The organism is Pseudomonas fluorescens NCIMB 11764 (genome assembly GCF_000293885.2).
In the GTDB taxonomy this organism is placed as follows: domain Bacteria; phylum Pseudomonadota; class Gammaproteobacteria; order Pseudomonadales; family Pseudomonadaceae; genus Aquipseudomonas; species Aquipseudomonas fluorescens_B.
The window spans coordinates 6,622,518-6,646,739 of sequence record NZ_CP010945.1 but is presented as its reverse complement, the minus strand read 5'-3'; the positions used below and the strand labels follow the sequence as shown (position 1 = coordinate 6,646,739).

Here is a 24,222-nt window from a genome sequence, read left to right as displayed (position 1 = left end):
AGGTTACGGCTTGCTCCTGAATCGCTTAAACCTGTAGCACGAAGTCTCCCCCGTCGCTTTCAGGAAATCTCCCATGACAAAGGAAACCAGCGGTAATTCACTCATTTCACAACTTTTCGATTCGACGGTCGGCCAGGAGCGGATGCAAAGCCTGACGCAAGACCAGCAACTCACCGCTGATAACTGCTCGGTCTTGCAACTGGTGCGGATGGGGCATCAGGGATTGATGGATACGTTCGGCCTGTCCAGCCATGAAGCCAGACTTGTACAGAACAAATCCAACAGTGTGCTGGTGCATGTTGCACGCCAGTTTCGCAATCACCGATTGACTCGCCATACACCGCGCAACGCTTTGCACTACACCGGCATCAGCGCGCTGGTCGATGGCCCGAACCATGAAAAACTGTTCAATCCCGCCTGGGGTGAGACCACGCTGCCGGGTAACCTTGATGCCAACGATGCACCGGTGGCGTACTTCGTGGAGCTGTTCACCAAGGCCCTTGAACTCGAAGTGCGCGCAGATGCAGGTTGTGCAAAAAAAATAACAATGGCGGTCCGGCGGCCTGATCTGGGAACCCGTGTCATCGATCCGACAATGGCTTACCAGATGACACCGACGGTGGTGTTGGTGAACAAAGTACTGAGTCACATCATCGAAAATCAGCCTGAAGACCCTCTTCTGGCCGATGAAGTTGTTGAGGACCGGCTGCTCCAGGCACGCTATCCCATGACCACGTTGCCGTTCGAATGGTACCGGGTGCAATGGAACCATGTGCTGCAGCAAAAGGGTTTGAGCCTGGGGGATGTGGTGCGGATCGCCGATCCGAAATATCCGTACTGGAAAGAAGCAGGGGCTCACGGAGGGCGCTCCAGTATTGCCATGCGCCAGGCCAGCGGCCTGGGACCGGCGATGCAGGCGTTGCTGTCGGAGAATAAGTACGTCATGACGGAGGAGCCCGAGGAAGTGAAGCTCCAGCGAGTGGATCGCCGTACAGGCCGTATCGATCCTGATCCGCAAGCCACCAACGACGATTTTTTCAAAGACAATTTCGGTGCCAATTACGACGATTTGCTTGATGTAGTGACGTTTTGCACCCAGACCTCGATCAATTCGGATCAGTTGGCCAGCTTGTTGTCGATTGAACGTTATGCCCCCCACATTTCTCCGAATGTCTCCTCCCCTCCCATGGCGGACGCGAAAACGTTCGGCTCGGTGTTTATCAACGCGGAAGGCAATGCAGATGCAATCAGCGTGTCCCAACCTTCGGGCGCGGTGACAGACAGGAAACTGATAAACGCGACCAAACGGCACTTCGACCTGATTAACCGCATGCTTCGCCTGGCTCGGCACATCGATCTGCCGTACGACGAATGCGATCTGCTGTTGGTGGCCGCCGGCCGTGCCCAGGCACGCAAATCGGCGAATGAGCCTGTGGCAAAAGAGCTAGCGACTCAATCCTACAAAATCACCGACAGTACGCTGCGAGCCATTGGGCTTTTTCAGGATTTCCGTCGGGAGTTCAGATGCACAGCCGAGGATTTTGCGGCATTGATCGACGAGATGAGCGTCTGTGCTCGCGGCGAAGAGCAATCTCAGTTTGACCGCGTGTTTAACGGCCAATCGTTGTTCGACACACCGCTTCGCCTCGATGGCGGCAAGTTTGCCATTCACCCGCAAACCGACAGTGATCGTCGCACGGTAGATCAGATCTGTAGTGGCTTGGGCATTAATCTGGAAACCTGGCGTTATCTCGCTCGAGTGGTCGCCGAATGTTACGGCATGCGCAATGAGCTGGAGCGTAGTGTCAGGGTCGTCTCAAGCTTTTATCGACTGGTCAGGCTGTCGTCTTTCTGTGGGGTGACCTCGATAGAGCTGGCAGCGCTGCTGGAAACCATGAGCCCCATGGGCAGCGATTGGCTGCGTGAGTTGTTGGGGCACCCCCACATTGGTAGCTATAGAACGATCGGCAGGGCCGACGTGCTGGATGTACTGCATGCCGTTCAGTCCTGCGTGAAATGGTGCCGGGAAAATAACCTTGAGGTGATCTGGCTGGTGCAACACGTGTCGCCGGTCGAGGTGCCGACAGCGGCTTCAGAAGCCGAATTGGCGCTGTTGCAAGAATTGCGCAAGCGTCTGGAACCGACTCGCCTGACCGAAGAAGCGCTGTTGGGCGCAGGCATTCCACCGGTTCGTGCAGAGCTCGGCACGAATTGGCTGGCCTTGCTGAACGAGATCGTTGAAGAAAAGGGCTTGATCGTCAAAGGTCATGCTGTAGATGACGCGTCGTACGAAAGCTGGGCCAAAGACGAAATCAACGGTGCGGTCGAAATGGCGGAGGTTGATGAAACACAGGCTGAGCGAGTACGGGCGACCGTTCTGGCGGTCGTGTTGCAGACCCGGGCGGCGCAGAGTGCCGTCGTGCAAGAGAGTCTGGCGGTTTATCTCAATGTCGAACAGGACCAGGCCCTGGCCGTGCTGCGGTGGGTAGAGTCGGACGGGGTCTTCCTGCTGCTCAATGAAACGATGCGGGTGTTGGGCGATGCGACACAAGCGGAACAAACCATCGCCGTCGGTGACGATATTCTCAAGATGCTGGCGCATCTGGTTCGCCGTACCGCCGTGGTGAAAAAACTGGCATTGAGTTCCGCGATGCTGGCCACGCTGACGACCCAAGAGCATTGGCGCTGGTTCGGGCTTCGGCAAATCGAGGAACTGACCCTCGATACCTTCTACTTGTTGACCATCTACGGTCGCGCAGTCATTCACACCGAGGAGCCGGCCGAGAAACTGCTGGCGTATTTGAAACTGGTCAATGAGCTTCCGCCCCAACTGACCCCGGAGGACATTCGGCTTATTCGCGATGGTGCAGCGAGCTCACTGGCACAGGCAGTCAAATGGGGCATCAAGGAAGTATTGGAGTGTGCGAATTATCTGGCGCCCGATCTGCCACTGATTCGTGAGTTGTCGCAGATTGACTTTGTGATCCGTGCGCGAGGCTGTGCCGCGACCACAGGCCTGGACGCCAAGGCCATTTTGGAATTGGGCATGCTGAGTCCGGAAAGCGATGTGCAGAGCTGTCGCCAGGCGGCAGAGCACGCCGTGCAGTGTTTGTCTGAGTCGGCTATCCAGAGCAAAGCACAGGAGTTTGGTGAGGTTGGACAAAGTGTAACGGGCACTACGACGGTCTCGACTAACCGACTGATCGCTAACGCACCCGGCGAGTACGCGCGGATCGAAGTCATGCTGCGAGACTTCCAGGGCGAGCCTCTGGCCAACATTACAGTGACCTGGGAGTGTGAACGCAGCGGCTTGCAAGAGGTGACGTCGGTCACCGATCACGCAGGGAGAGCGAGCGTGCGCTTCAAGGCGGGAAACTGGATGGGCCTGGCCAAAGTCGTTGCCCGCTATGGCCTGGGGCAGCGGGTGTATGCCGAACCTATTTTGATTGACTGTGACGAAAGTACTATCGACTTCGTAAAAGAGGACACCAGCACTGGGCCTTTCGAGCCGAAACTGGCCGGGAACCTCGAATACCTTGAGCTTCAGGTAAGGCTGGATGACAGGTTTTATAATTTTGCTGCAGATCGCCCTATTCAATGGGCATGTACAGGTGGAACTCTGGACCCGGTGGTGTCTTATACCGACAAGGACGGCTTTGCCCGAACCCGTTTGCGCAGCCGGGAAGCGGTGGCCGATCTCACAGTCACCGCGCGGTACGAAGACAAGGACCCTGTGAGATTCGAAAAAATCAGTTTTGTTGATCGGCCTCGCATTACGGTGCTTAAGGTGTTGTCACCTGCTGTGGCGGGACTGTCGCTGGAGTTGAGCTGTCTAGTGATTGGACTGGATGGCAGGCCTTATCAGGGTGCGAGAGTCACTTTCTACCGGGGCGAAACCCTGCTTGGCAGCGACGACAGCGACGAGAACGGTGAAGCGACGTTCACCGTGTCATCCGTTACAGCTGGGCCGCTGACAGTGAAGGCCTCTGTAACCCACGGCAGTAAATCCCTTGAGCTCGAGGTGGCCAGCGGCGCTGTGATGCATGGTCAATCGGCCGATTATCTCTTGCCGGTTGCAGGTTCTGACCGCGCCAGCCAATTGTGGATTGAAGTCCGGGAGCTGGCGGACAACGACGCTTCGCCGATCGCCCGTTATCCGATTGAGTGGGTTGTTGAGTTTCTGGATCCACCGGAAGAGGGGGAGCAACCCGAGCTACCTGAAGAAGCTTTGGTGCCTACCGATAGCGACGGTCGTTCGATGTTCCCGTTCCTTGCTGCCAAAGCGGGGCGCTATAAAGTCACGGCCCGCATGCAGGGGCGCACTGACAAGCGGGTATTCGACCTTGAAGTGGTTGAGCCGCTGCAGTGGCGCATCAAGCTCATCGACCTGACCGACGCAGCCCCTGTCGAGCTAACCATCGAGCCGGGTGACCTCCTGAACCTTACCCGCAATCGCAAGTATCGACTCGATCTTACTCCTGAAACCACGCATGACCTCAATGGGGCACGTGCTGCGCTGGGCTGGAGTGCGCCTTTCTCCGCGAAAGCCATGGGGATGACGTTTGCACCACTCACGGGGGAATACACCATCGTTTCGGGCGAGACCATGAGTTGGTCCATCGATTGCGCCGACTTGCGCGATGGCAGCTTCGAATTGACCTGGTTGTGCAACCGGATTGATCAGACGCTGGTATTGAAGGGGCATTTGTGGTCCGGCGCGGCCGTGGTCCAGCATCCGCTGCCCGGTTCGGAGGTGGAGCAACGAATGGTGGTGGGAGGTACGGGCGCGAAAGGCAGCATTGTTGAGGTTTTTATCGGCAAGGATTTGCCTTATCGGGCACGGACTCAAGTCGATGATCAGGGTCGATGGTGTGTCCAGCTACCGCAACCCCAAGCGGCGGGTCCGTGCACGCTGTCCGTCAAGCAGTTGTCTGCCGCGGGTGCCGAGTATTGGGCACCGGATGTCATGGTTACCGTTAAAGAGAATTACTTTAAACCGCCCCATATCCAGTCACCCCTCAACGGCGCCAAAGTTGCTGCCAATCCCGTATTTTCCGGATTCGGCCGCCCTGGAGCCACCGTGACACTGGTCAAGGGGGGGGAGCCGACAATTATTTATGGCACCGCCGCCGTTATGCCAAGCGGAGGTTGGGAGTTGCAATCAAAAGATATGGAGCAGCCGGGAAGTTACAGTCTCAATGCGAAATTGTCTGTTGCCGGTATCGGCGATTCAGGCTGGATGACAGTTCAATACGGCGTCGAAGTCGTCGCCTCTGCCCCCAATAAAAAAGACCCCTGATGCTTCCCTGAGATCATCGACCTATTGAGTTTGCATTGACCTTACAACAGGCATAGCGCCCTGCGGCGTAACTCACAGACATTACGGCGTGAATGGAGAATTGATAATGAAAAAGTCCGTTATCGGGGCATTGGAAGAGCGCCGTCGTGATGCGCTGGTGGATTACTATCGTGGACACGTCGCTAACCCGGTGTTGGGGCTGAAAACCATTGCCGAAATCGAACAGTATCTGCTGATGGACACCCAGATGACCGACAAAGTCGACACGTCACCCTTGGCGGAGGCGATTGCCTGCCTGCAGCGTTACCTGGGAAGAATCTATAACCGGATGGAGCCCGGCTACGACAAGAAGTTTTCTGACGATGACCTGGAGTACTGGTACAAGCGCTTGTGCAATATCAGCGATTGGTCGGGTTACAAGATGCTGCAGAATGACCCGCATAATTACATTTCACCCGGTCTTCGGCTGAAAAAAACCAAGTCATTTATCGACCTTGAAAACAACTTGTCACAAGCCCGTATCAGTGACGCGTCGGTGCAAACTGCTTTGTATGAGCACTTGGGCAAATTTGAAAAAGTGTGCAACTTGCAGTTGATTTCCGGGTACATCGACAGCACCGACAAACCAGCCCCAGTCGATAAACCTGATGAGCCCACTTTCCGGAACACCTTCTATTACATGATCGGCCGGCAGACCGAGCAACCTTACGCTTACTACTGGCGCAAGGTTCGAGTGCACATTAATCAGGCGAACCAGGACACGGAATACCTCAATCCGGCAGACTGGACAGAATGGGAAGAGTTGCAGTTGCCCTCAGGTTTAGAGGTGCTGGCGGTTCGCCTGGTGGTGTTCGGTGGTCGTTTGAGCGTGGTGTATATCGAAGGTGAACAAGCCCCGGATGAGAAGGATAAGGACGGCATTGTCACCAAGCCTGGCGCATGGACGGTAGAGGCCAAGCTTGCCTGGCTGGGGTTGAACGACATCTGGTCCACGCCGGTCAGCTTGCGCAAAGAGCAATTCGCCATTCTGAAAAAAGAAACCATGCGTTTGGTGGCCGTCACGGTCGCGGGCTCGCGCAAAGATGTCGAGGACTGGCTGGCCGTCAGTTTTACCTCCCTCGATGCAGCCCCGGGTGTGCAAGCCTGGCGTGATGATACCGCTCCGGGTTGGCTGTTTGCCTGTGTCGATGCTTTGTTCCAGCCACAGGCAATCAAGGTTGCGACGTTGCAGAGCTGGTCCAGTGGGCGGTTCAAAGATCAGCGTTTGTTGCAGCACAAAGTCATTCGTGATGAATACGCGGCACTTGATCGGGTCCTCGCGGCACCGGCCAGTGGAGGAACTGTCGAGGGTGATCTAAGTGGCACGCTGGGGATCAGCCTTAATTTCGACAGTCGACTGGATGCGCAGAACGTCATTCAGAACACACTGCAGGTCCAGGGGGTGTGTCAGGCGTCGCGGCTCGATTTCGATTTGAAGGAAATCGTGCTGCTTTCTCAGCACAGATTTGAAGGGGAACCGGCTTTCTTCGAAATTTCATACGCCGGGCCCTGGTCTGTTCTGTTGACATGTCATCTTCTGACACCTGCTGCGATGCACATCGAGTTGCTGTTCAACAATATCGCCGGGCAGGAAAGTGTCCTGGGTAGTATCCCGGCCGCGGAGTTCACTGCGGTAGAGGGAAGGTGGTGGCGCGCGACGAAGGAGATTCAGTTGTCGCAGCAAACGCTGGAGCAACTGGCCCTCAAACGACCAGACGAAGCGTTCACTGGCGCTGGATTGTCAATTCGCACGCCACAGGGTGCGGCCAGATTCAGCGATTCGGTTAATAAAATCAGCGTCAATGCACAGCCTCAAAAGTTGACATTCGGTTTGAGCCTGTTCGATGGAGCAAACAAGGTTAAGGGGCAGGAGTTCACGTTCGATCTGGTGAACTGGTATGCCTCTGGCTGGATTGAATACAAATGGTCCGGAGACCCGGCTGGCAAAATACTGAATGTAACCTGGGGTGATGACAAGGGCGCGCGCGGCCGTGACAAGTATGAGGTGACCATCAACCAGGCGCCCACGGCCAGCAGCCTGCCGCTGCTCGACACGCAGGCCTCGGGTGCACAGTTTCTGGATTTGCAGGCGCTGGGTTTGAGTAAACTGCGCTGGGTTCGCCTCAACTCGCTGTTTGGTCCGGTCCTGAAATCGAAAGTGGCCGTGTCGATTGATGAGTTATTGTCTTGGGAAACCCAGCACTCTCCAGAGCCTGCGCCAACTGCCGTTGCTGGTGGTTATGCTTCTGTACCCATGGATTTCAAAAGCGCTCATGGGGTTTTTTACTGGGAACTGTTCTTCCACCTGCCATTTCTGATCGCCCATCGATTGTGTGAAGAACGCAATTATCTTGAGTCCCAACGCTGGTATCACTACCTGTTCGACCCGCAGAACAAGCGTGAAGAAGAGTCGACCAACATTGATCTGCACTGGTACTGCCGTCCGTTGCTGGAGCCCGGTTATGCCGGTGCCGAAGCGAACAATCTGGTAGACCCGGATGCCATGGCCTACGCCTGCCCTGTCATCTATCGCAAAACCATCTTCATGAACTATGTGCGCTGCATCCTGACCAACGCCGATGAACTTTACCGCCGCTTGACACGCGATGATCTGGTGGCCGCGAAGTTGCTCTATGAGCGAGCTCTGGCGCTGCTCGGGCCCAAACCTGATGCTGCCCCCATGAGTCACTGGGTGCCGAAATCGGTCAAGGATATTCTCACGCCCTCCACGCCTCGCGGGCCTTCGAAGCTGGAACTGTTTGCGCAACAGATCGAGGTCAATGTCGCAACATTGCCCGAACGGGTTGTTGGCACGCCGCAGCTGGCCGGCCTTGAACTGGATGAGTTCCGTCCGCCGATAAACGAGATGCTGCTGGGTTTGTGGCTGCATATCGAGCAATGCCTGAGCAACATGGCAAACAACTTGACCATCGATGGCAAGCCCATGTTTCTGCCCTTGTTCGCGCCACCAACCAACCCATTGGATTTGTTACGGGCTCAGGCAGGGGGATCTTCCGGAGCATCGCGCAGCGCTGGTGGCTGGTTGAACATTCCGCATTACCGTTTTCGCCCGATGCTGTCCTCGACACAGAATGCGGTGCAGACCTTGATGCGTTTCGGCCAGCAGGTGCTGCAGTTCATGGAGCAGCGTGACAGCAGGCAACTGGAGGAATTGCACCAGGTTCATGTGATGGAATTGAGTAAATTCGCCACGAAAATTCAACAGGCGACGATTGATCAGTTGAAAGCGGCGAAGGAAGGGTTGAGCAAGAGTAAAGCGGTTATCGAGCAACGGGAAAACTACTACAAGGACTTGCAAAAGGATGGGCTGATAGAAAGGGAAAAGGCTGCGGACGGCTTGGCTGTCGCTAGTCGGGTAACAAGTGCGGGAGCCTTTATTCCTGAGGTCGTCGCCGGGGTCGGCAGGATTTTTCAGAAGGTTGGTGGAATGGCTGGGTTGATTTTCGGCGTGCCGTTCATTTCTGCCACAAGTGAAACTGGGGATAAAGGGGCGCCTCCTGCGCACATGGCTTCAATTCTAGCCGGATCAGGGGCTATTAGTTATGGGGTTTCTGAAAGCTTACGAATCACGGCTTTCAATGATCGCCGGTCTGCTGAATGGCGTTTTCAGGAGCAACAAGCCCAAGCAGAAATTGAAGTAATTGATCAGCAAATCATCGCACAGGAATCTGCGATTCATGGTGCCGAAGCCAGTCTGCGCCATGCCAAGAAAAGCGCCGAACAAGCCCAGGCCATTTACTCGTTCCACAAGACCCGAACCACCAACGTCGAGTTGTATCGCTGGCTGGTGAGCCAGATGGCGACCCATTACTACCAGGCCCACGATGCCGTGGTCGGCATGTGCCTGAGCACCCAGGCTTCCTGGCAGTATGAAATGGGCGACTACGACACCACCTTCGTTCGCCCCAATGTCTGGATGGACAAACATCACGGGTTGATGGCTGGCGAATCGATTGCCCTTGATCTGTTGCGCATGGAATCCGCGTTTCTCCACCGGCACGAGCGGCGTCTGGAAATGACTAAAACCATTTCCTTGCGTCAGTTGTTCGATGCCAAGGCAGCGGAAGAAGGGAGTGAAGATAATTGGGAAAAAGTTCTGAAAAAATTTGGCGACGACGGGGTAGTCGACTTTGAATTTACCCAGAAGATGTTTGACCTGGATTATCCCGGTCACTACTGCCGGCAGATCATGACCGTTGAGGTGACGTTCCCCGCAGTGTTGGGTCCCTATCAGGATACTCGCGCCATTCTTACCCAACTTTCCAGTACCACGGCGGTAAAGCCGGTCGAGAGTTCGCTGGATTACTTGTATGCCCCGGATGCCGCGCGCACGCCTTTGGACATCAAGCTCAATCTGCGTAACAGCCAACAAATAGCCGTGTCCAGCGGCGTGGACGATCTCGGCGGGAACATGCAGCAGGATGAACGTTACCTGCCTTATGAAGGTACCGGCGCGGTATCGAAATGGAAGCTCGAGTTGCCGATGGGCAAAGACCATACGCAGCAGGCACTCACTAGCAGCCTGACGGACATCATCATTCGTGTCCGCTACCTGGCGCTTGCCGGTAACACAGCGTACACCCAGGCCGTGATCGAGAAGCTCAAAGGCAGCCGTGCGAATGTGCGATTGCTGCCACCGCAAAACCAACCCGTTTCATCGTCGATAAATGTTTGAACGTGGAAGCTGTTACTAACGACAACAGAGGAGAGGTCATCATGACTAGTAATGAGTTGGTCGAAGGAAGGAATTTGATTGAGCACGGCGGCTTCTCCTCCGGGTGGCAAGATACCTGGACTGTCGAGGGTTCACATCTGGTGCGTGAGGACAGTGTGACGGGCAAGTTTTATCTACAACTCAACAACGAGGCGACTGTCCGTTGCAGTGTTGATCTGCCGATAGCTCCAGCTCCCGATAAGAAGGCTCTCTATTGGTTTTCGTTCAGCTATGAGGGGTTGGGCGCCAGACCCAGCAACGTCACGATACAAAACGAGAGCGGAGACGTCATTTTTGACGAGGCTTTCATGAGCAGAAAATCACAAGACAACTCAGGGACGGCAGATCCTGCACCATTGGCTGAACTTAGACCTTATCCGCCAATAGAACTTGAAGGACTATTACCCACGGATAAAAAGATCGATCTGGTGGTGACCGCTGCCACGGGAGGGAGTCGTGAAGGTATCAACGTCACGGACTTCAAGTTTGATCTGCGACTGGCTCCTTTGGAGTTGAGGTCGATGTTATTGGATGGCCGAGAGATTCTACCTGCCGTTTTTTCCACGTCGGCGGTGTCATAGTTTTCCGGCCCGCTTCCAGCTCAGATAGTGCGTTACCAGTTGTGCGCCTAGCGTGTTGGAACGTGTATCCACCACCGGCACGCCATGAGCGTTCAACCGCTCATGGCATTCGGCCCGCGCATTTAAATAATCCACGGTCCCGCAATACGTCAGCGCTTCGTTCAACGTTTGCACGGGGGACTCGCGCAGGCTGTCGAGTACGTCTTCTCTCAGGCTGGCGACAAGTACCCGATGTTGCTTGTTCAGCCGATTGACGGCGGTGAGGAGTTCTTCATCGTCTTCGTCGCGTAGATTTGTGACCAGAATCACCAATGCCCGGCGTTTTTGTCGGGCCAGCAGTTGAGTTGCAGCCGCTTGATAGTCCGCACTGCGTTGAGTGCTGTTCAGGTCGTAGACCGTGTTGAGCAATACGTTGAGTTGGCCAGTGCCTTTCACCGGCGCAAGATAACGTGGCTGATCGCTGGCGAAGGTGCAGAGCCCCACCGCATCCCCCTGACGCAACGCCACGTAACTAAGCAACAGGCACGCGTTAAGCGCGTGATCGAAATGCGCCAATTCACCATCGTGGCTGCGCATGCGTCGACCGCAGTCGAGCATGAAAATGATTTGCTGATCGCGTTCGTCCTGATACTCCCGGGCAATCGGTGTGCGTTGGCGAGCGGTGGCTTTCCAGTCGATCTGGCGCAAGCTGTCGCCTTCGCGAAATTCCCGTAGCTGATGAAACTCCAGGCCCAGGCCGCGTCGCTGCCGCTGGCGCACGCCGAGCTGGCTGAGCCAGTTGTCCACAGCCAACAGTTGGCCGCCGTAAAGGCGGGCGAAGTCGGGGTACACGCGGGTGTGGTCGGACACCTTTGGCAGACGTTTGCCGGACCATAGGCCCAAGGGGCTCGGCAGGTTGATTTCGCAGTGTTCAAAGGTGAAGTGGCCGCGTTTGAGCGGACGCAGGCGATAGCCGGCCTGGCTGTGCTGGCCGGGTTGAAGTTCGAGCGACAAGGGCAGGTTTTCGAAGCTCAGGCCGTCGGGTACGTGGTCAAAAATCCGGATAGTCAGTGGCTGGGGAAAGTCGTGTTCAACCTCCAGTCGCACTTCCCTCCAGCGGCCGAGTGCCAGGCTGCCGGGCATTTGTCTTGTTATCCGGGGCGAGGGCAGGCGTTTGAGGCGTACAGCATCGAGTATTGCCAGGGCCAGCAGCGCCAGCAGCAACCCCCAGTTGATCGACAACAGCGTGGATGAAACGGCGATGTCCAGCGCCCGCAATGTACCGAGCACGATGCCAATGGCCAGCAGCAATGCCAGCCAGATCAGCAGCAGACGCGAGGGTTTCATCTGCGCACACCTTTTGTCGCCGGAGTTCTTTTTGTGGCGAGGGAGCCTGCTCCCGCTGGGTTGCGCAGCAGCCCCAAAATCAGTCGACGTGGTTTGTCAGGCACATCGTAACCGCCGGGTTTACGACTGCTGCGCAGACGAGCGGGAGCGAGCTCCCTCGCCACAGGGTGTGTGTGTGACAGAGATGTGATCACAAGCGCGGCGCCGGCACTTGATCGAGCAATTGCTGTAGCACGTGATCGACCTCCAGCCCTTCGATATCCAGCTCCGGTGCGATGCGTACGCGATGGCGCAGCACCGCCAGCGCGCAGCCCTTGATGTCGTCCGGAATCACGAATTCGCCGCCACGCAGCAAGGCGCGCGCCCGAGCGCAGCGCACCAGCGCAATGGAGGCCCGAGGCCCGGCGCCGAAGGTCAGGCCGGGCCAACTGCGGGTCGTGCGCGCGAGGCGTACGGCGTAATCGAGAACCTGGTCGTCCAGCGGCAGATCGCTGGCGATGCGCTGCAGGGCCAGCACGTCCTTGGCTTGCAACACAGTGCGCAGCGGTTGCACGTCGAGCATGTCGGCCCGGGTCGAGCGGCTGACCTGGCGCACCATGTCCAACTCCTGATCGGCGTCGGGGTAGTCCATGCGCACTTTGAGCATGAAGCGGTCCAGCTCGGCTTCCGGCAGGGGATACGTGCCTTCCTGTTCGATGGGGTTTTGCGTGGCGAGCACCATGAACGGCTGCACGATGGGCAGGGCCCGGCCTTCGAGGGTGACTTGCCGTTCCTGCATGGCTTCGAGCAATGCGGCCTGGGTTTTCGCCGGGGCGCGGTTGATCTCGTCGGCGAGCAGCAGGTTGGTAAACAACGGACCTTTGCGCAGTTTGAATTGCTCGGTCTGCAGGTCGTAAACCGCGTGCCCGGTGACGTCGCTGGGCATCAGGTCCGGGGTGAACTGGATACGCGCGAATTCGCCGCCGAAGCAGCGGGCGAGGGCGCGCACCAACAAGGTCTTGCCCAACCCCGGCACACCTTCGAGCAGCACGTGGCCGCCGGCAATCAGCGCGGTGAGTACATCGTCGATCACCGTGTTCTGGCCGATGACGGCTTTTTGCAGCTCCGCTCTTACCGCTTGGGCCAACTGACTGGCGCGCTGGCGTTGCTGCGCGGCATGGCTCGGTGCGCCGGGCTCGATCTGTTCACTCATAAGGCATTCCTCAAGGTTTGCAGGTGGGCGACCTGACGGCTGAATTCAACGCTGGACAGCCGTTGCTTCGGTCGCGGGCTCATGGCCTGGCTGATAGCGCGTGTGGGTTGACCGGTCAGGCGTGCGAGCACCAGCCATTGTTCGGCGACGCCGAGTTGTTCAAAACCGGGATGACGGCGCCGCATCCGGCGCAGGATGTCCTGCTGCAAGGCTTGCAACAGGCTGGCTTGGCCGGTGCGGCGCCACATGAAATAGGCGCTGGCTCGCAAGTGTTCGTGGAGTTGCCGGCGAGCGCTCGGGGCGGGTTCGATCAACGGGCCGTGGCGCACGCCGACATGCCACAGACACAGGCCGATCAGGGCGATGAGGGCCACCAGCGCCTGGGGGAAGTAACGCAACAACAACGCCAGCAGGCTGTCGTGATCGGTGTTGAACAGCAGGGTCACCTTCGTGTCCGCGGTCAGGTACCAGAGCAGCCAGGCGTTGTCGTACCGGTCGATGGCCGGGGTTTTCCACAGGTCGGCATCGGTGACCACGATGATCGAACCGAGCCCGTGGTTCAGCTGCATCATGTGCGTGGCCTTGCCGCTGTTGGCCCAGGCTTGGGCGAGATTTTTCGGGTCTTCGAGATGGAACGCGGTATCGAAGGTGGCATAGGCTGGCGCGTCTTCGTCCTCGAGGTACAGCTTGGTCAGTTTGGGGTAGGGGTCCTTGCCGGTGTCGGGCGGCGGGTCCTTGAGGTCCTTGCTCAATGACTGGTGCAGCTGGACCCGGTCGAGCAACAGGTCATTGCTCTGGCCCAGTTTTTCATCCCACAACGACTCGGCGATGAATAGAAGACGGCCACCGGCGCGGGTCCAGTTCAGCACTTGATCGATCTGGCGCGGGGTCATGCCGGAGCGGTCGCCGAGCAACAACAGGCTGCGTTGCCGAGGCTCCAGCGTGGGCAGGAGATCGAGGCTGTTGGCGTGGCTGACGGTCAGGCCCTGTTTGCGCAGGAAATGTTCGGCGGCCAGATAAGGGTTGGCCTGGGCTTCGGGTGAAGGGCCGTGATCGATATCTGCCTGATAGGGCGTCGCCCTGGCGTACAGATAAAGACTCAACGCGCCCAGCAGCACGGCGATGAATACGCCGGCGGCGAGCCACAATCGGCGGTTCAATGCGTAGCCCCCGGACCGAACAAGGTCCGCCAGCCGTCACACAGTTCCTGTTGTAAATGTGCCGGTGGCAGGCGATGCCCATAGGCCATGTTTTGCCAGTGCCCGGTCAGGTTTTTGCTAAAGGCCAACAGGGCGGGCTGTTGCAGTTGTTCGACACGCTCCAGCACCTGGCCCTCGGTGTCGGCAGGTTTCAGCGCCATGTTGTAATCGTGCAGCAAATGACTGAGCAGCGCGCGATACAGCAAGCCGAGCGCCTCGCGAGGGCTGGATTGCCAGAGGCTTTCGGCGCTGGCAGCAATGTCTGCGGGCAGGGTTTCGCGGCTCAGGTCCAGGCCGAATGCCTGCTGCGGTACCGGCCGCGTGACTTTGCCCTTCAACGCCGGTCGGCGACTGACGAAGGCCTGCAACCATGCCCGGTAACGCCAGATCAATAAACCGATCGCGCCGATGACGGCGCCCCAGAGCAGCACTTCAATCAAGGTCGCCAACGCACCGAAGCGCTGGTTGTCCAGCAACTTGAACAGGGTCTTCAGCCATTCAGGGGCTTTGCCATCGTCAGGGTTTTCGGCGGATGGCTTGTCCTCGCCAAAACGATAGCGCGTGACGGTTTCCTTGTTCTTGAACGGTGGCTGATCGAGGATCGCCTTGATGCTGTCCCGGGACGCCTGGCTGGTCAGTGGCTGGCCCAGCAGACGTGGACTGTCGGGAGCAATGGCCGGTTCGGCGGCCCAGAGGTTTTGCCCGGTTGGCATCAATAGAAATGCTGCCAGCAGTAGCGTGAGGGCGGCACCGCTCACCCGTTGGCGCAGGCGGCGGAATACCAGCTCGATGTCCCAGGCCTCCAGCACCGTGCGCCGGTTCAGGTAAAGACTGAACCCGCAGGCCACGTAGATCGGTTCCCACACCACCAGCACCATCACGTAAAACGCATTCGTCAGGTGCTCCAGCCAGCGCCAGTCCTGTGTGGCGGCGGACAGCAAGGTCTGCCAGCTCCAGTCGAGTTCGACTTGTGGCGGCAGGAGCAGGTAGAACAGCACCATCAGGCCGATCCACAGCGCACTTTCCAGATGTACGCCGATGATCGTCAGCCACCGCGCTGCACCGCCGTCGCGTTGCAACAGCACTTGCAAGCGCTGTTGTCGTGCCTGACCGCTCAGGCCTTCGAGTTGCACCACCGGCAACAGGAAACTGCGACTCAGGCTCAAGCGTCGCCAGGTCAGGCTGGCCAGCAGTTGCGGCTTGAGCAGGCGTGGCCACTGGCGCAACGCCTGTTTCAGCGTGGGCGTTTCACCGAACATCGCTTTGGAGAGTATGTGCAGCGGCAGACGTTCAAACGCCGGTTTCAGCCACCAGAAGATAAACGCGACGAGTGAGGGAGAATCCCACAGCAGCAAGGTGAGCAGGGCGAAAACCGGCAGGGTCATGATGGCCCAGCTGGCCATCAGCAGGCGTCGGTGCCGCTGGCTCAGCAGCACGCCCAGGTCCATGGCTTCCCAGGTGGTTCGAGGGCGGATCACCACGGTCGCGTCACTCAGGCGCATGGCGGGTCCGTCCAGCAAACAGCAGGTACATCGCTACCAAAAACCACAGCGACGCGCCGACCAGATATTTGGTCATCGGTGCTGGCCCGGTCATCGACGACCAGTAGGCTTCGATAAAGGCCGCGATCAACAGAAACAGCATGACCCCGCAGATCAGCAGCACACTTTTGCGCGCCGCCACGCGCAGGGCTTCGGCGCGCGGCAGTCGTCCCGGTGCAATCAAGGCCCAGCCCAGTTGCAGGCCGGCGGCACCTGCCAGGGCAATGGCGCTGAGTTCGAAGGCACCGTGGCCGATCACGAAGGACCAGAAGGTTTGTCCGTAGCCGATCTGAGTCAGATGCCCGGCCACCGCGCCGATCATCAAACCGTTGAAGAACAGGAAAAACGCGCTGCCCAGGCCAAACAGCAAACCGCTGGCGAAGGTCTGAAAGGCAATGCCGATGTTGTGCATGATGTAGAAACCGAACATCACCCAGTCTTCACTGGCCGCCCGTTCCGCCGAGCGTCCAAGGTGGCCGGCGACAGGGTCGTACATGCCTTGCATTTCACTGACCTGTTCGGCCGGGATCAGGTTGTAGACCAGGTCCGGGAACAGATACACCAGCACGGCAAAGCCGATCAGGCTGCCAAAAAACATCAGGCTGGCGGCGAGCACGAAACGCCACTGCTCACGTACCAGTCGCGGGAAATCCGCCAGGATGAAACCCAGCGCGTTTGCACCCAGTCGGCTGCGATGCTGATAAAGCTGTTGGTGCCCGCGCAGCACCTGTTGCTGCAACGAGTCGATCAGAAAACTGCTGTAGCCGCGTTCCTGGGCCAGAGCCAGATGCTGGCAGAGCCTCCGATAGTCTTTCGGAAAACTGGCGATCCGTGTGGTGTCCTTGTTCCGCTCCAGCCTGTCGAGCAGGAGGGAAAATTGCGCCCATTCAGCCTTGTGGCGATTCTCGAAAAGACTTTGCTTCATGCGGGGCCCAACAAGCCGCGGGCGATGCCGTTGAGTTCCGCCACGGCGCGTGGTGCTGAAACCTTCAACGGTTGCGCGAGGATGGAAGCGAGTTCCGTGACCCGCGCTTCGGAGAGTTCGCCCTGGCGTTCGGCAAACCCGAGGATGGCGCGTTGCTCGGGCAGCGTCAGGGCAAACGGCGGACGCCGCGGCTCGGCGTCCGGCAGTTGCGGTCGGGTGAGCGGCTGCTCGCGGTAGATCACCAGCGTACCGGCGGCCAGGTCGCCGAGGCGTTTGAAGCTGGGGTGTTGCAGGCAACTGATGGCGCCGAGGAAATAGCCGAACGGCAACAGGTCGACAAAGCGCAGCAGGTTGCGCAACAACGATGCGGACCAGCCGATCGGCGTGCCATCGTCCTGCACCACCCGCAGGCCCATCCATTGCTTGCCCGGCGAGCGCCCGTGATTGAGCACCTCGAACAGCACCATGTACCACCAGCTCACCCCGAACAGCAGGATCGAGCCCAGCCCGGCGCCAAGTTTTCCCAGGAACGCGAGGACAATGAACAGCAGGCCCAGGATCAAGCCGCGCAGTCCGAGATCGATGGAGAACGCCAGCGCACGCACCATCAACCCGGCCGGGCGCAGTGGCAAGTCGATGCCTTCCGGCGTTTCAACCTGATACCGCGTATCCAGTGGCGGGGACAGCGTCGCTTTCCTTGGCAGTGCTGCGGTCTCGAGCATGGGCAACCTGATGATGTGGCCTGATCGGGATTCTCTGTCCGGCCGATGCTAGCAGCCTCTTGGGGGAAAACGACATAACTATGTATTGCACGGTGCGTGGCGAGAGGTGATTGAATGCAAGATCACTGGCCGGGGCGGGATGCAAACGCCTAGACTTCGCCGATCTTCAGTTCAGGAATAGCCCGTGACCTCGATCTTCTGGTACGACTATGAAACCACCGGCATCAACCCCCGTTGCGACCGTCCGCTGCAAGTGGCGGGCCTTCGCACTGACTTCGATCTCAATGTCATCGACGAGCCGGTCAATCTTTACTGCCAGCCCAGCGAGGACATCCTGCCGCATCCGGCGGCTTGCGCGATCACTGGCATCACACCGGGCCAATTGGCCGGGCACGGTTTGAGCGAAGCGGATTTCATGACCCGGGTGCATGCCCAACTGGCGGCGCCGGGCACGTGTGGCGCGGGTTACAACACCTTGCGCTTCGACGACGAGATGACTCGTTACAGCCTGTATCGCAATTTTTTCGACCCGTACGCGCGCGAGTGGCAGGGCGGTAACAGTCGTTGGGATTTGATCGACGTGGTGCGCGCCGCCTATGCCTTGCGTCCGGATGGCCTCGTCTGGCCCAAGGATGACGAGGGGCGGGTAACGCTCAAACTCGAACGCCTGACCGCCGCCAATGGCATCGATCACGGCAATGCTCACGAAGCGCTGTCGGACGTTCGAGCGACCATTGCGCTGGCGCGTCTGATTCGAGAGAAACAACCGAAGCTGTACGACTGGCTGTTTCAGTTGCGCGGTAAACAAAAAGTGATGGATCAGATTCGGCTGTTGCAGCCGATGGTGCACATTTCCGGGCGCTTTTCGGCCGCACGCAGTTATGTCGGCGTGGTGCTGCCGCTGGCCTGGCACCCGCGCAACAAGAACGCGTTGATTGTCTGCGACTTGCACCTGGATCCCCAGGGCTTGCTTGATCTGGATGCTGACGCCTTGCGCCAGCGCCTGTATACCCGTCGCGATGATCTGGCCGAGGGCGAGTTGCCGGTGCCGCTCAAGCTTATCCACATCAACAAATGCCCGGTGGTCGCGCCCCTGTCGGTACTTCGTCCCGTTGATCAGCAACGCCTGGGGCTGGACATGGCGTTATATCAGGAGCGCACGCTGCGGCTAAGTGACGCACAGCAAGTTTGGCGAGATAAAGTTCAGGCCATTTATGCCAGCGAGGATTTCACCCAGAGCAAAGACCCCGAGCAACAGTTATACGATGGTTTTATTGGTGATCGGGATCGGCGCCTTTGTGAGCAAGTCCGGGCAGCTGACCCGGCGCAATTAGCAAAGGTACAATGGCCTTTCGATGATGAACGTTTACCCGAATTATTGTTTCGATATCGAGCACGTAACTTTCCCGACACGTTGAGTTTCGAAGAGCAAGAACGTTGGCGAATATTCTGTCAGCAACGTTTGTCAGATCCTGAGTGGGGAGCGCCCAATACGCTGGAAACTTTTGCAGAGGCCGCAGCCCACTTGAACATTACGGCGACGCCATTCCAGCAAGAGGTGCTCAACGAGTGGAGCAATTATGTCCAGGCATTGCGCAAACGTTTGAATCTTTGAAACTGAAATGCCCGGCACTGAATGCCGGGCATAAAAAAACGCCAGCGTTTGCTGGCGTTCTTTTTTTGCAGCGAAAAGCGTTGTGGCTTAGCCCAGCAGGGTAGCCCAGCCTTCAACCACGTCACCGCCCCACTTGGCTTTCCACTCTTTCAGAGTCTTGTGGTTGCCACCTTTGGTTTCGATGACTTCACCGTTGTGCGGGTTTTTGTATTGTTTAACTTTGCGAGCACGCTTGGTGCCAGTAGTTTTTACTGCGCCGCCGCGTGGTGCCTTGGTTTTGGATTCTGGATCCAGCAACGCGATGATGTCACGCAGGGACTTGGAGTATTCGCCCATCAGGGTGCGCAGTTTGCCTTCGAATTCCAGCTCGGTTTGCAGTTTGTCGTCTTGGGACAGGTTCTTCAAACGGGCTTGCAGCTCTTTGATAGCTTCTTCGGTGGCGCGATATTCGTTGATCAAGGACATGGGGACTACCTTATGTTAAGCGCTGGATGGCAGGTGACAGTGCGGCAATAATAGTCAGGGTGTTTCATCAAGTAAACAATTAAACCGGAGTTTATTTGAATTAGTTGTCGTGAATAGGGCGCACGCTGGATGCGCAGTTAAATAGTGTGACCCAGGTATCACAGATATTCACAATTGAGCACTTGAAGATTGGCAACAAGAGCACCATTGCGCGGGTGAGCGAGTGCTTTCAACGCGTGTGCCTGCCATCCCCGCACAACGCAAGGTGTCATCTATACTGCAGTTTTTCCGCGCAATCGCTAGAATGCGGCCTTTGCGAAGTTCTGGAGTTTCCCCCCCATGCGCACTTTTCGGCTGGTGATTGCTTGCCCGGACCGCGTCGGCATCGTTGCTAAAGTCAGTAACTTTCTGGCGTCACATAACGGCTGGATCACTGAAGCGAGCCATCACTCGGATAATCTCAGTGGCTGGTTCTTCATGCGTCACGAAATTCGGGCCGATTCGCTGCCTTTTGGTATCGAGGCCTTCCGCGAAGCGTTCGCGCCGATTGCCGAAGAGTTCTCGATGAACTGGCGCATTACTGATACCGCGCAGAAAAAGCGCGTGGTGTTGATGGCCAGCCGCGAGTCTCATTGCCTGGCCGACTTGCTGCACCGCTGGCACAGCGATGAACTGGACTGCGAAATCTCCTGCGTGATTTCCAACCATGACGATTTGCGTAGCATGGTCGAGTGGCACGGTATTCCTTACTACCACGTGCCGGTCAATCCACAGGATAAAGAACCGGCGTTCGCCGAAGTCTCGCGCCTGGTCAAACAGCACGAAGCCGAAGTGGTGGTACTTGCCCGTTACATGCAAATCCTGCCGCCCGAGTTGTGCAGTGAATATGCGCACAAGGTCATCAACATTCACCACAGCTTCCTGCCGTCGTTCGTCGGCGCCAAGCCTTATCACCAGGCTTCCCTGCGTGGGGTAAAGCTGATCGGTGCGACGTGCCACTATGTCACTGAAGAGCTGGATGCCGGCCCGATCATCGAGCAGGACGTGGTGCGTGTCAGCCACAGCGATAGCATCGAAGACATGGTGCGTTTCGGGCGTGATGTCGAGAAGATGGTGTTGGCTCGTGGTCTGCGTTATCACCTGGAAGACCGGGTGCTGGTGCATGGCAACAAGACCGTGGTGTTCTGATCCCCGCACGACACGGTTGAAATTCGAAGGGCCTGGGCGTTCAATCGCTCAGGCCCTTCGCCGTTTCTGCACTGAGGACATGACCATGGCCGATCCGCTGGACAAAGCTACTTCCAAGGCCCCCGCGACATTGGGGGAGGGGTGTTTGAGCCGCTACGACCCGGATGACTTGAGCCCTGAAGACGGGACGGAGTTTCCGGGGGCGGCGGAGTTGTGGGAGGCGTTGAATCCGGATTCTGGCCCTGAAGGAGCTGGATTGCCGGTGAAGCGGTCTTGAGGTTTGGCGTGCGGTCGCTTTTTGTGTGCATATCCGTTGCTGCAGCACCGGATATGTTCACAACAAAAAACACCCCCCCTAAGCCTGCCTAAACCTCATCAACTTCTTCAACAACGGCCGCCCAAGCATCAACAAAAACACCGGTCCCCCAACCACCAGATAAAAGTAATAAGTCACCGCCCGCCAAATCAGAATCGCCGCCGCCGCCGTGGATTTCCCCACCATGGGTGCCAGCAGCGCGGCCGAGGTCAATTCCGCAGCCCCTGCGCCACCCGGCAACAGGCTGAATTGCCCCGCGCTCAGCGAAAGCATCTGGATCAGAAAACTCCAGGCCCACTGCAAATCCGCACCGAGCCCGCGCAACGCCAGGTACAACACGCTATAGCGCAGGACCCAATGCACACAGGTCAGGACAAACACCTTGATCAACGTCTGAGCGGGCAACTTCAGCGTGTCAGTGAATGCCGCCAGAAAATGCAGGAGTTTTCGTGCCCAACGCATTCGCGTGCTGCCTTTGACATTCAGGCGCACGAGCAAGCGTCCACTCAGGCGAATCAGCAGCCGATGATAGCGCGCGATCACCACGCAACTGAGCAGCCCGCCAAACATCGAAATGGCACTGACCGTCAGCAGCCATTCCATGCGTTCGCTGAGGTGCTGGAACAGCGCATAAATCAGAATCCCGATTAACGCGCAGAGAAAGAACAGCAGGTCGCTCAGTTGATCCATGGCGAAGACGGCGCTACCCCGTGCCGGGCGCACGCCGTTGCGTGCCAGCAGCGCCATGATCGTCAGCGGTCCGCCGCTGCCGCCCGGCGTGGCGCAGTAGGCGAACTCGGCCGCCATCACCACGCCAAGGCTTTTGACCGGACTGACCTTGTCGCGCTGATCACCCAGCAACAGACGCAAGCGCATCGTGTTCACCACCCAGCACAGCAGGATCATGCCGAACATGATCAACAGCCAGTTCAATGGAAAACTCTGCAGTCGCGACCAGGTCTGGTTACCGCCCAGTAACAGAGGAATCAGCACCGCAACGAGCAGCGCGACAAACAACACAATTGCGCGGCTCATGCGGCGCGACCGACGCGGTCGGTGTGCAGCGTCAGCCACCGCGCCTTGGTCATCGGCACACGGCCCTCGTCGAGCAGGCGCTTGAGGGTTTGCAGCCAATAATTGCGTGAGAAAGGGTGACGCATGTCCACCGGGTGCAACCCCAGGCGAATCACCGCAGCGCGACGCCAGCGGTGTTCACGCTGATCGCTGACCAGCTTCGACACACCCCGACGCCAGGCACTGCGTGCACTCCACACCAACCCCGGCGCATCGACCGGGGTGAAATCCGGCAGGCGATACAGGTGCTGCGGATCGCTGGTGTAACTCAAGGGTAACTGGCGCAAGGCCTGGCGCGTTCCTTCGCTCATCAGCCAGGCCGGGGCGACAAAACCCTCCAGCGGCCAGTGGTAGCGATGGAACACTTCAATGCCGGCATGCAGACGTGCGAGGGCGGCTTCCTGAGACAGGCTGTAAAACTCGCCCTCGTGGGTGTAGATGCGACGCATGAACCAGTCTCGCGGTGTGTGGGGGGGCGGGCTTTCATCGCAATGAAAATAGCCGTGCAGCGCCAGTTCGTCACCTCGGGCGACACGGCGGGTGAGCATCCGTCGAAATCCCGGATGGGCCTCAAGATCGTTGTGTTTGTGAAAGTCCGGCACCACCAGCCAGGTCATCGGCACTGCGCCCAAGGCGTCGACGGCTTCGACAAAGGGTTGGTAGTCGGCCCAGGTTTGTGGGGCGACGTCATGCAACACCAATAGCAGGCTGGGCGCGTTCATGGGCTCAGCCATTGGCGATCCGCGGCCATTGGCTGCCGAGGACGGCGTAATAATGGCCCAGCAGACTGTTGACCACCGTGTCCCAGGAATAATGGCGCTCGACATGACTGCGAGCCTGTTGGCCCAGAACGGCACTGCCCGAACCGAACAACTCCCGAACGGCGTTGGCCATCGCCATTGAGTTGTTCGGCGCGCAAAGCAGGCCGCAGTCTGAGTTGATGATTTCCTGAAAGGCCCCGGCTGCCACGGCCACCACCGGAATGCCGCAAGCCATGGCTTCGAGAATCACCAGGCCGAAGGTTTCCTGATCGCCGGCATGCAGCAGCGCGTCGGCACTGGCCATCAGCCGTGCCACTTGCGTCGCCGGGCAGAATTCATCGACCACCGTCACGTTGTCCGGCACCACCGCCGGCATCGACGAACCCACCAGCAACAAGTGATAGCGGCGGCCCAGGCGCCTCATGCAGTCGAGCAACACTGGCAGGTTCTTTTCCTTGGAGCCGCGTCCGGCGAAAATCAGCAGATGGGTATTTTCATCGATGCCCAGTTCTGCGCGCAGGCCCGGGTCTCGTGCATCGGGATGGAAGGTGTGCAGGTCGACACCCAGGGGTTGGACGAAAACGTTCTTCACCCCCAGGGTAATCAATTTGTCGGCCATGATCCGGCTCGGCGCCAGCACCCGGTCGAAATTACCGTACAGCTTGCTGACGTAGGCCTCGACATTGGTGGTGACCCAGTTGCCCATGCGGTTACTGACCAGCAGCGGCAGGTCCGAGTGATAAAAGCCGATCACTGGCACATCGAGTTGTCGCCGGGCGTCGAGCGCGGCCCAGGCCGTGAGGTACGGGTCGCCGACTTCGATCAGATCGGGTTGCAAATCCTGAAGGACATTGCGCCAGGGCGCGAGGCGCAGAGGGAAACGGTAACCCTTGCCGAAGGGCAGGGCGGGGGCTGGAACCGTGTAAATACCATCCTGTTCACCCAGGTGTGCGCCGGGGATCAGCAGGCTGTGACGAATGCCGGGCTTGATACCCAAGCGACGGTGTTTAGCATCCAGATACGTGCGCACGCCACCGCTGGCAGGGGCGTAGAACATGGTGATGTCAGCGATATGCACGATGAGCATTCCTCCGATCCGTTGTTCTCCGTTGGTTGACCTTTATGAAGGATAGATGTTCGGTTGGGGTTTTGTGGCGGGGGCTGGAACTTTGGACCGTTATGTGGCGAGGGAGCTTGCTCCCGCTCGGCTGCGAAGCCGTCGTCATTCAGACGGTGCGTCAGAT

Annotated in this window: 16 protein-coding genes; 6 read left to right on the top strand and 10 right to left on the bottom strand. The window is 58.2% G+C overall.

Annotated features, from left to right (window positions below; translation table 11 throughout):
* Positions 1–73: 73 nt before the first annotated feature.
* From B723_RS30215 to B723_RS30205, 3 genes are all read left to right on the top strand, one after another.
* The gene (locus tag B723_RS30215) at positions 74–5,299 is read left to right on the top strand and encodes a Tc toxin subunit A (protein ID WP_017340504.1); all 5,226 of its coding nucleotides are present in this window, start codon (positions 74–76) and stop codon (positions 5,297–5,299) included.
* A gap of 106 nt (positions 5,300–5,405) precedes the next feature.
* Entirely contained in the window at positions 5,406–10,034 is a 4,629-nt protein-coding gene (locus B723_RS30210; RefSeq protein WP_017340503.1) for a neuraminidase-like domain-containing protein, read from the top strand.
* A 41-nt stretch (positions 10,035–10,075) separates the two neighbouring features.
* Positions 10,076–10,654 carry a hypothetical protein gene (locus B723_RS30205; protein WP_017340502.1) on the top strand — a complete coding sequence of 193 codons (579 nt, stop codon included), beginning with the start codon at positions 10,076–10,078 and terminating at the stop codon, positions 10,652–10,654.
* Here B723_RS30205 and B723_RS30200 read toward each other — a convergent pair.
* From B723_RS30200 to B723_RS30175, 6 genes are all read right to left on the bottom strand, one after another.
* The gene (locus tag B723_RS30200) at positions 10,649–11,980 is read right to left on the bottom strand and encodes a DUF58 domain-containing protein (protein ID WP_017340501.1); all 1,332 of its coding nucleotides are present in this window, start codon (positions 11,978–11,980) and stop codon (positions 10,649–10,651) included. The two genes, B723_RS30205 and B723_RS30200, sit on opposite strands and share 6 nt — an antisense overlap.
* A gap of 190 nt (positions 11,981–12,170) precedes the next feature.
* Complete coding sequence (locus B723_RS30195) at positions 12,171–13,172, bottom strand: AAA family ATPase (RefSeq protein WP_017340500.1); 1,002 nt, start codon at positions 13,170–13,172, stop codon at positions 12,171–12,173.
* Positions 13,169–14,332, bottom strand: a complete 1,164-nt coding sequence (locus B723_RS30190) for a DUF4350 domain-containing protein (protein WP_031319090.1) — start codon at positions 14,330–14,332, stop codon at positions 13,169–13,171. The genes B723_RS30195 and B723_RS30190 overlap by 4 nt, the downstream gene beginning before the upstream one ends.
* On the bottom strand, positions 14,329–15,873 hold the full coding sequence (locus tag B723_RS30185; RefSeq protein WP_017340498.1) for a DUF4129 domain-containing protein: 1,545 nt from the start codon (positions 15,871–15,873) through the stop codon (positions 14,329–14,331). Before B723_RS30185 ends, B723_RS30190 begins: the two co-directional genes overlap by 4 nt.
* The gene (locus tag B723_RS30180) at positions 15,860–16,837 is read right to left on the bottom strand and encodes a stage II sporulation protein M (protein ID WP_017340497.1); all 978 of its coding nucleotides are present in this window, start codon (positions 16,835–16,837) and stop codon (positions 15,860–15,862) included. Before B723_RS30180 ends, B723_RS30185 begins: the two co-directional genes overlap by 14 nt.
* The gene (locus B723_RS30175; protein WP_017340496.1) at positions 16,834–17,559 is read right to left on the bottom strand and encodes an RDD family protein; all 726 of its coding nucleotides are present in this window, start codon (positions 17,557–17,559) and stop codon (positions 16,834–16,836) included. The genes B723_RS30180 and B723_RS30175 overlap by 4 nt, the downstream gene beginning before the upstream one ends.
* A gap of 184 nt (positions 17,560–17,743) precedes the next feature.
* Here B723_RS30175 and sbcB point away from each other — a divergent pair, with 184 nt between their 5' ends.
* The gene (gene sbcB, locus B723_RS30170) at positions 17,744–19,174 is read left to right on the top strand and encodes an exodeoxyribonuclease I (RefSeq protein ID WP_017340495.1); all 1,431 of its coding nucleotides are present in this window, start codon (positions 17,744–17,746) and stop codon (positions 19,172–19,174) included.
* Between the two features lie 87 nt (positions 19,175–19,261).
* Here sbcB and mvaT read toward each other — a convergent pair whose 3' ends face one another.
* Positions 19,262–19,639 carry a histone-like nucleoid-structuring protein MvaT gene (mvaT, locus tag B723_RS30165; RefSeq protein ID WP_007933316.1) on the bottom strand — a complete coding sequence of 126 codons (378 nt, stop codon included), beginning with the start codon at positions 19,637–19,639 and terminating at the stop codon, positions 19,262–19,264.
* Positions 19,640–19,978: 339 nt separating this feature from the next.
* Here mvaT and purU point away from each other — a divergent pair, with 339 nt between their 5' ends.
* The gene (gene purU, locus B723_RS30160; RefSeq protein ID WP_017340494.1) at positions 19,979–20,827 is read left to right on the top strand and encodes a formyltetrahydrofolate deformylase; all 849 of its coding nucleotides are present in this window, start codon (positions 19,979–19,981) and stop codon (positions 20,825–20,827) included.
* Positions 20,828–20,912: 85 nt separating this feature from the next.
* Positions 20,913–21,104, top strand: a complete 192-nt coding sequence (locus B723_RS33875) for a hypothetical protein (RefSeq protein WP_017340493.1) — start codon at positions 20,913–20,915, stop codon at positions 21,102–21,104.
* A gap of 78 nt (positions 21,105–21,182) precedes the next feature.
* Here the strand turns inward: B723_RS33875 and B723_RS30150 are convergent, their stop codons facing one another.
* From B723_RS30150 to B723_RS30140, 3 genes are read right to left on the bottom strand one after another with little or no spacing between them, the layout of a single operon-like run.
* Positions 21,183–22,178 (bottom strand): lysylphosphatidylglycerol synthase transmembrane domain-containing protein, encoded by a 996-nt coding sequence (locus tag B723_RS30150; RefSeq protein WP_017340492.1) that lies wholly within the window; start codon positions 22,176–22,178, stop codon positions 21,183–21,185.
* Positions 22,175–22,951 carry a DUF2334 domain-containing protein gene (locus B723_RS30145; protein ID WP_017340491.1) on the bottom strand — a complete coding sequence of 259 codons (777 nt, stop codon included), beginning with the start codon at positions 22,949–22,951 and terminating at the stop codon, positions 22,175–22,177. Before B723_RS30145 ends, B723_RS30150 begins: the two co-directional genes overlap by 4 nt.
* Positions 22,944–24,065: a glycosyltransferase family 4 protein gene (locus tag B723_RS30140; protein WP_017340490.1), complete on the bottom strand. Its 1,122-nt coding sequence runs from the start codon at positions 24,063–24,065 to the stop codon at positions 22,944–22,946. The genes B723_RS30145 and B723_RS30140 overlap by 8 nt, the downstream gene beginning before the upstream one ends.
* Positions 24,066–24,222 lie beyond the last annotated feature (157 nt).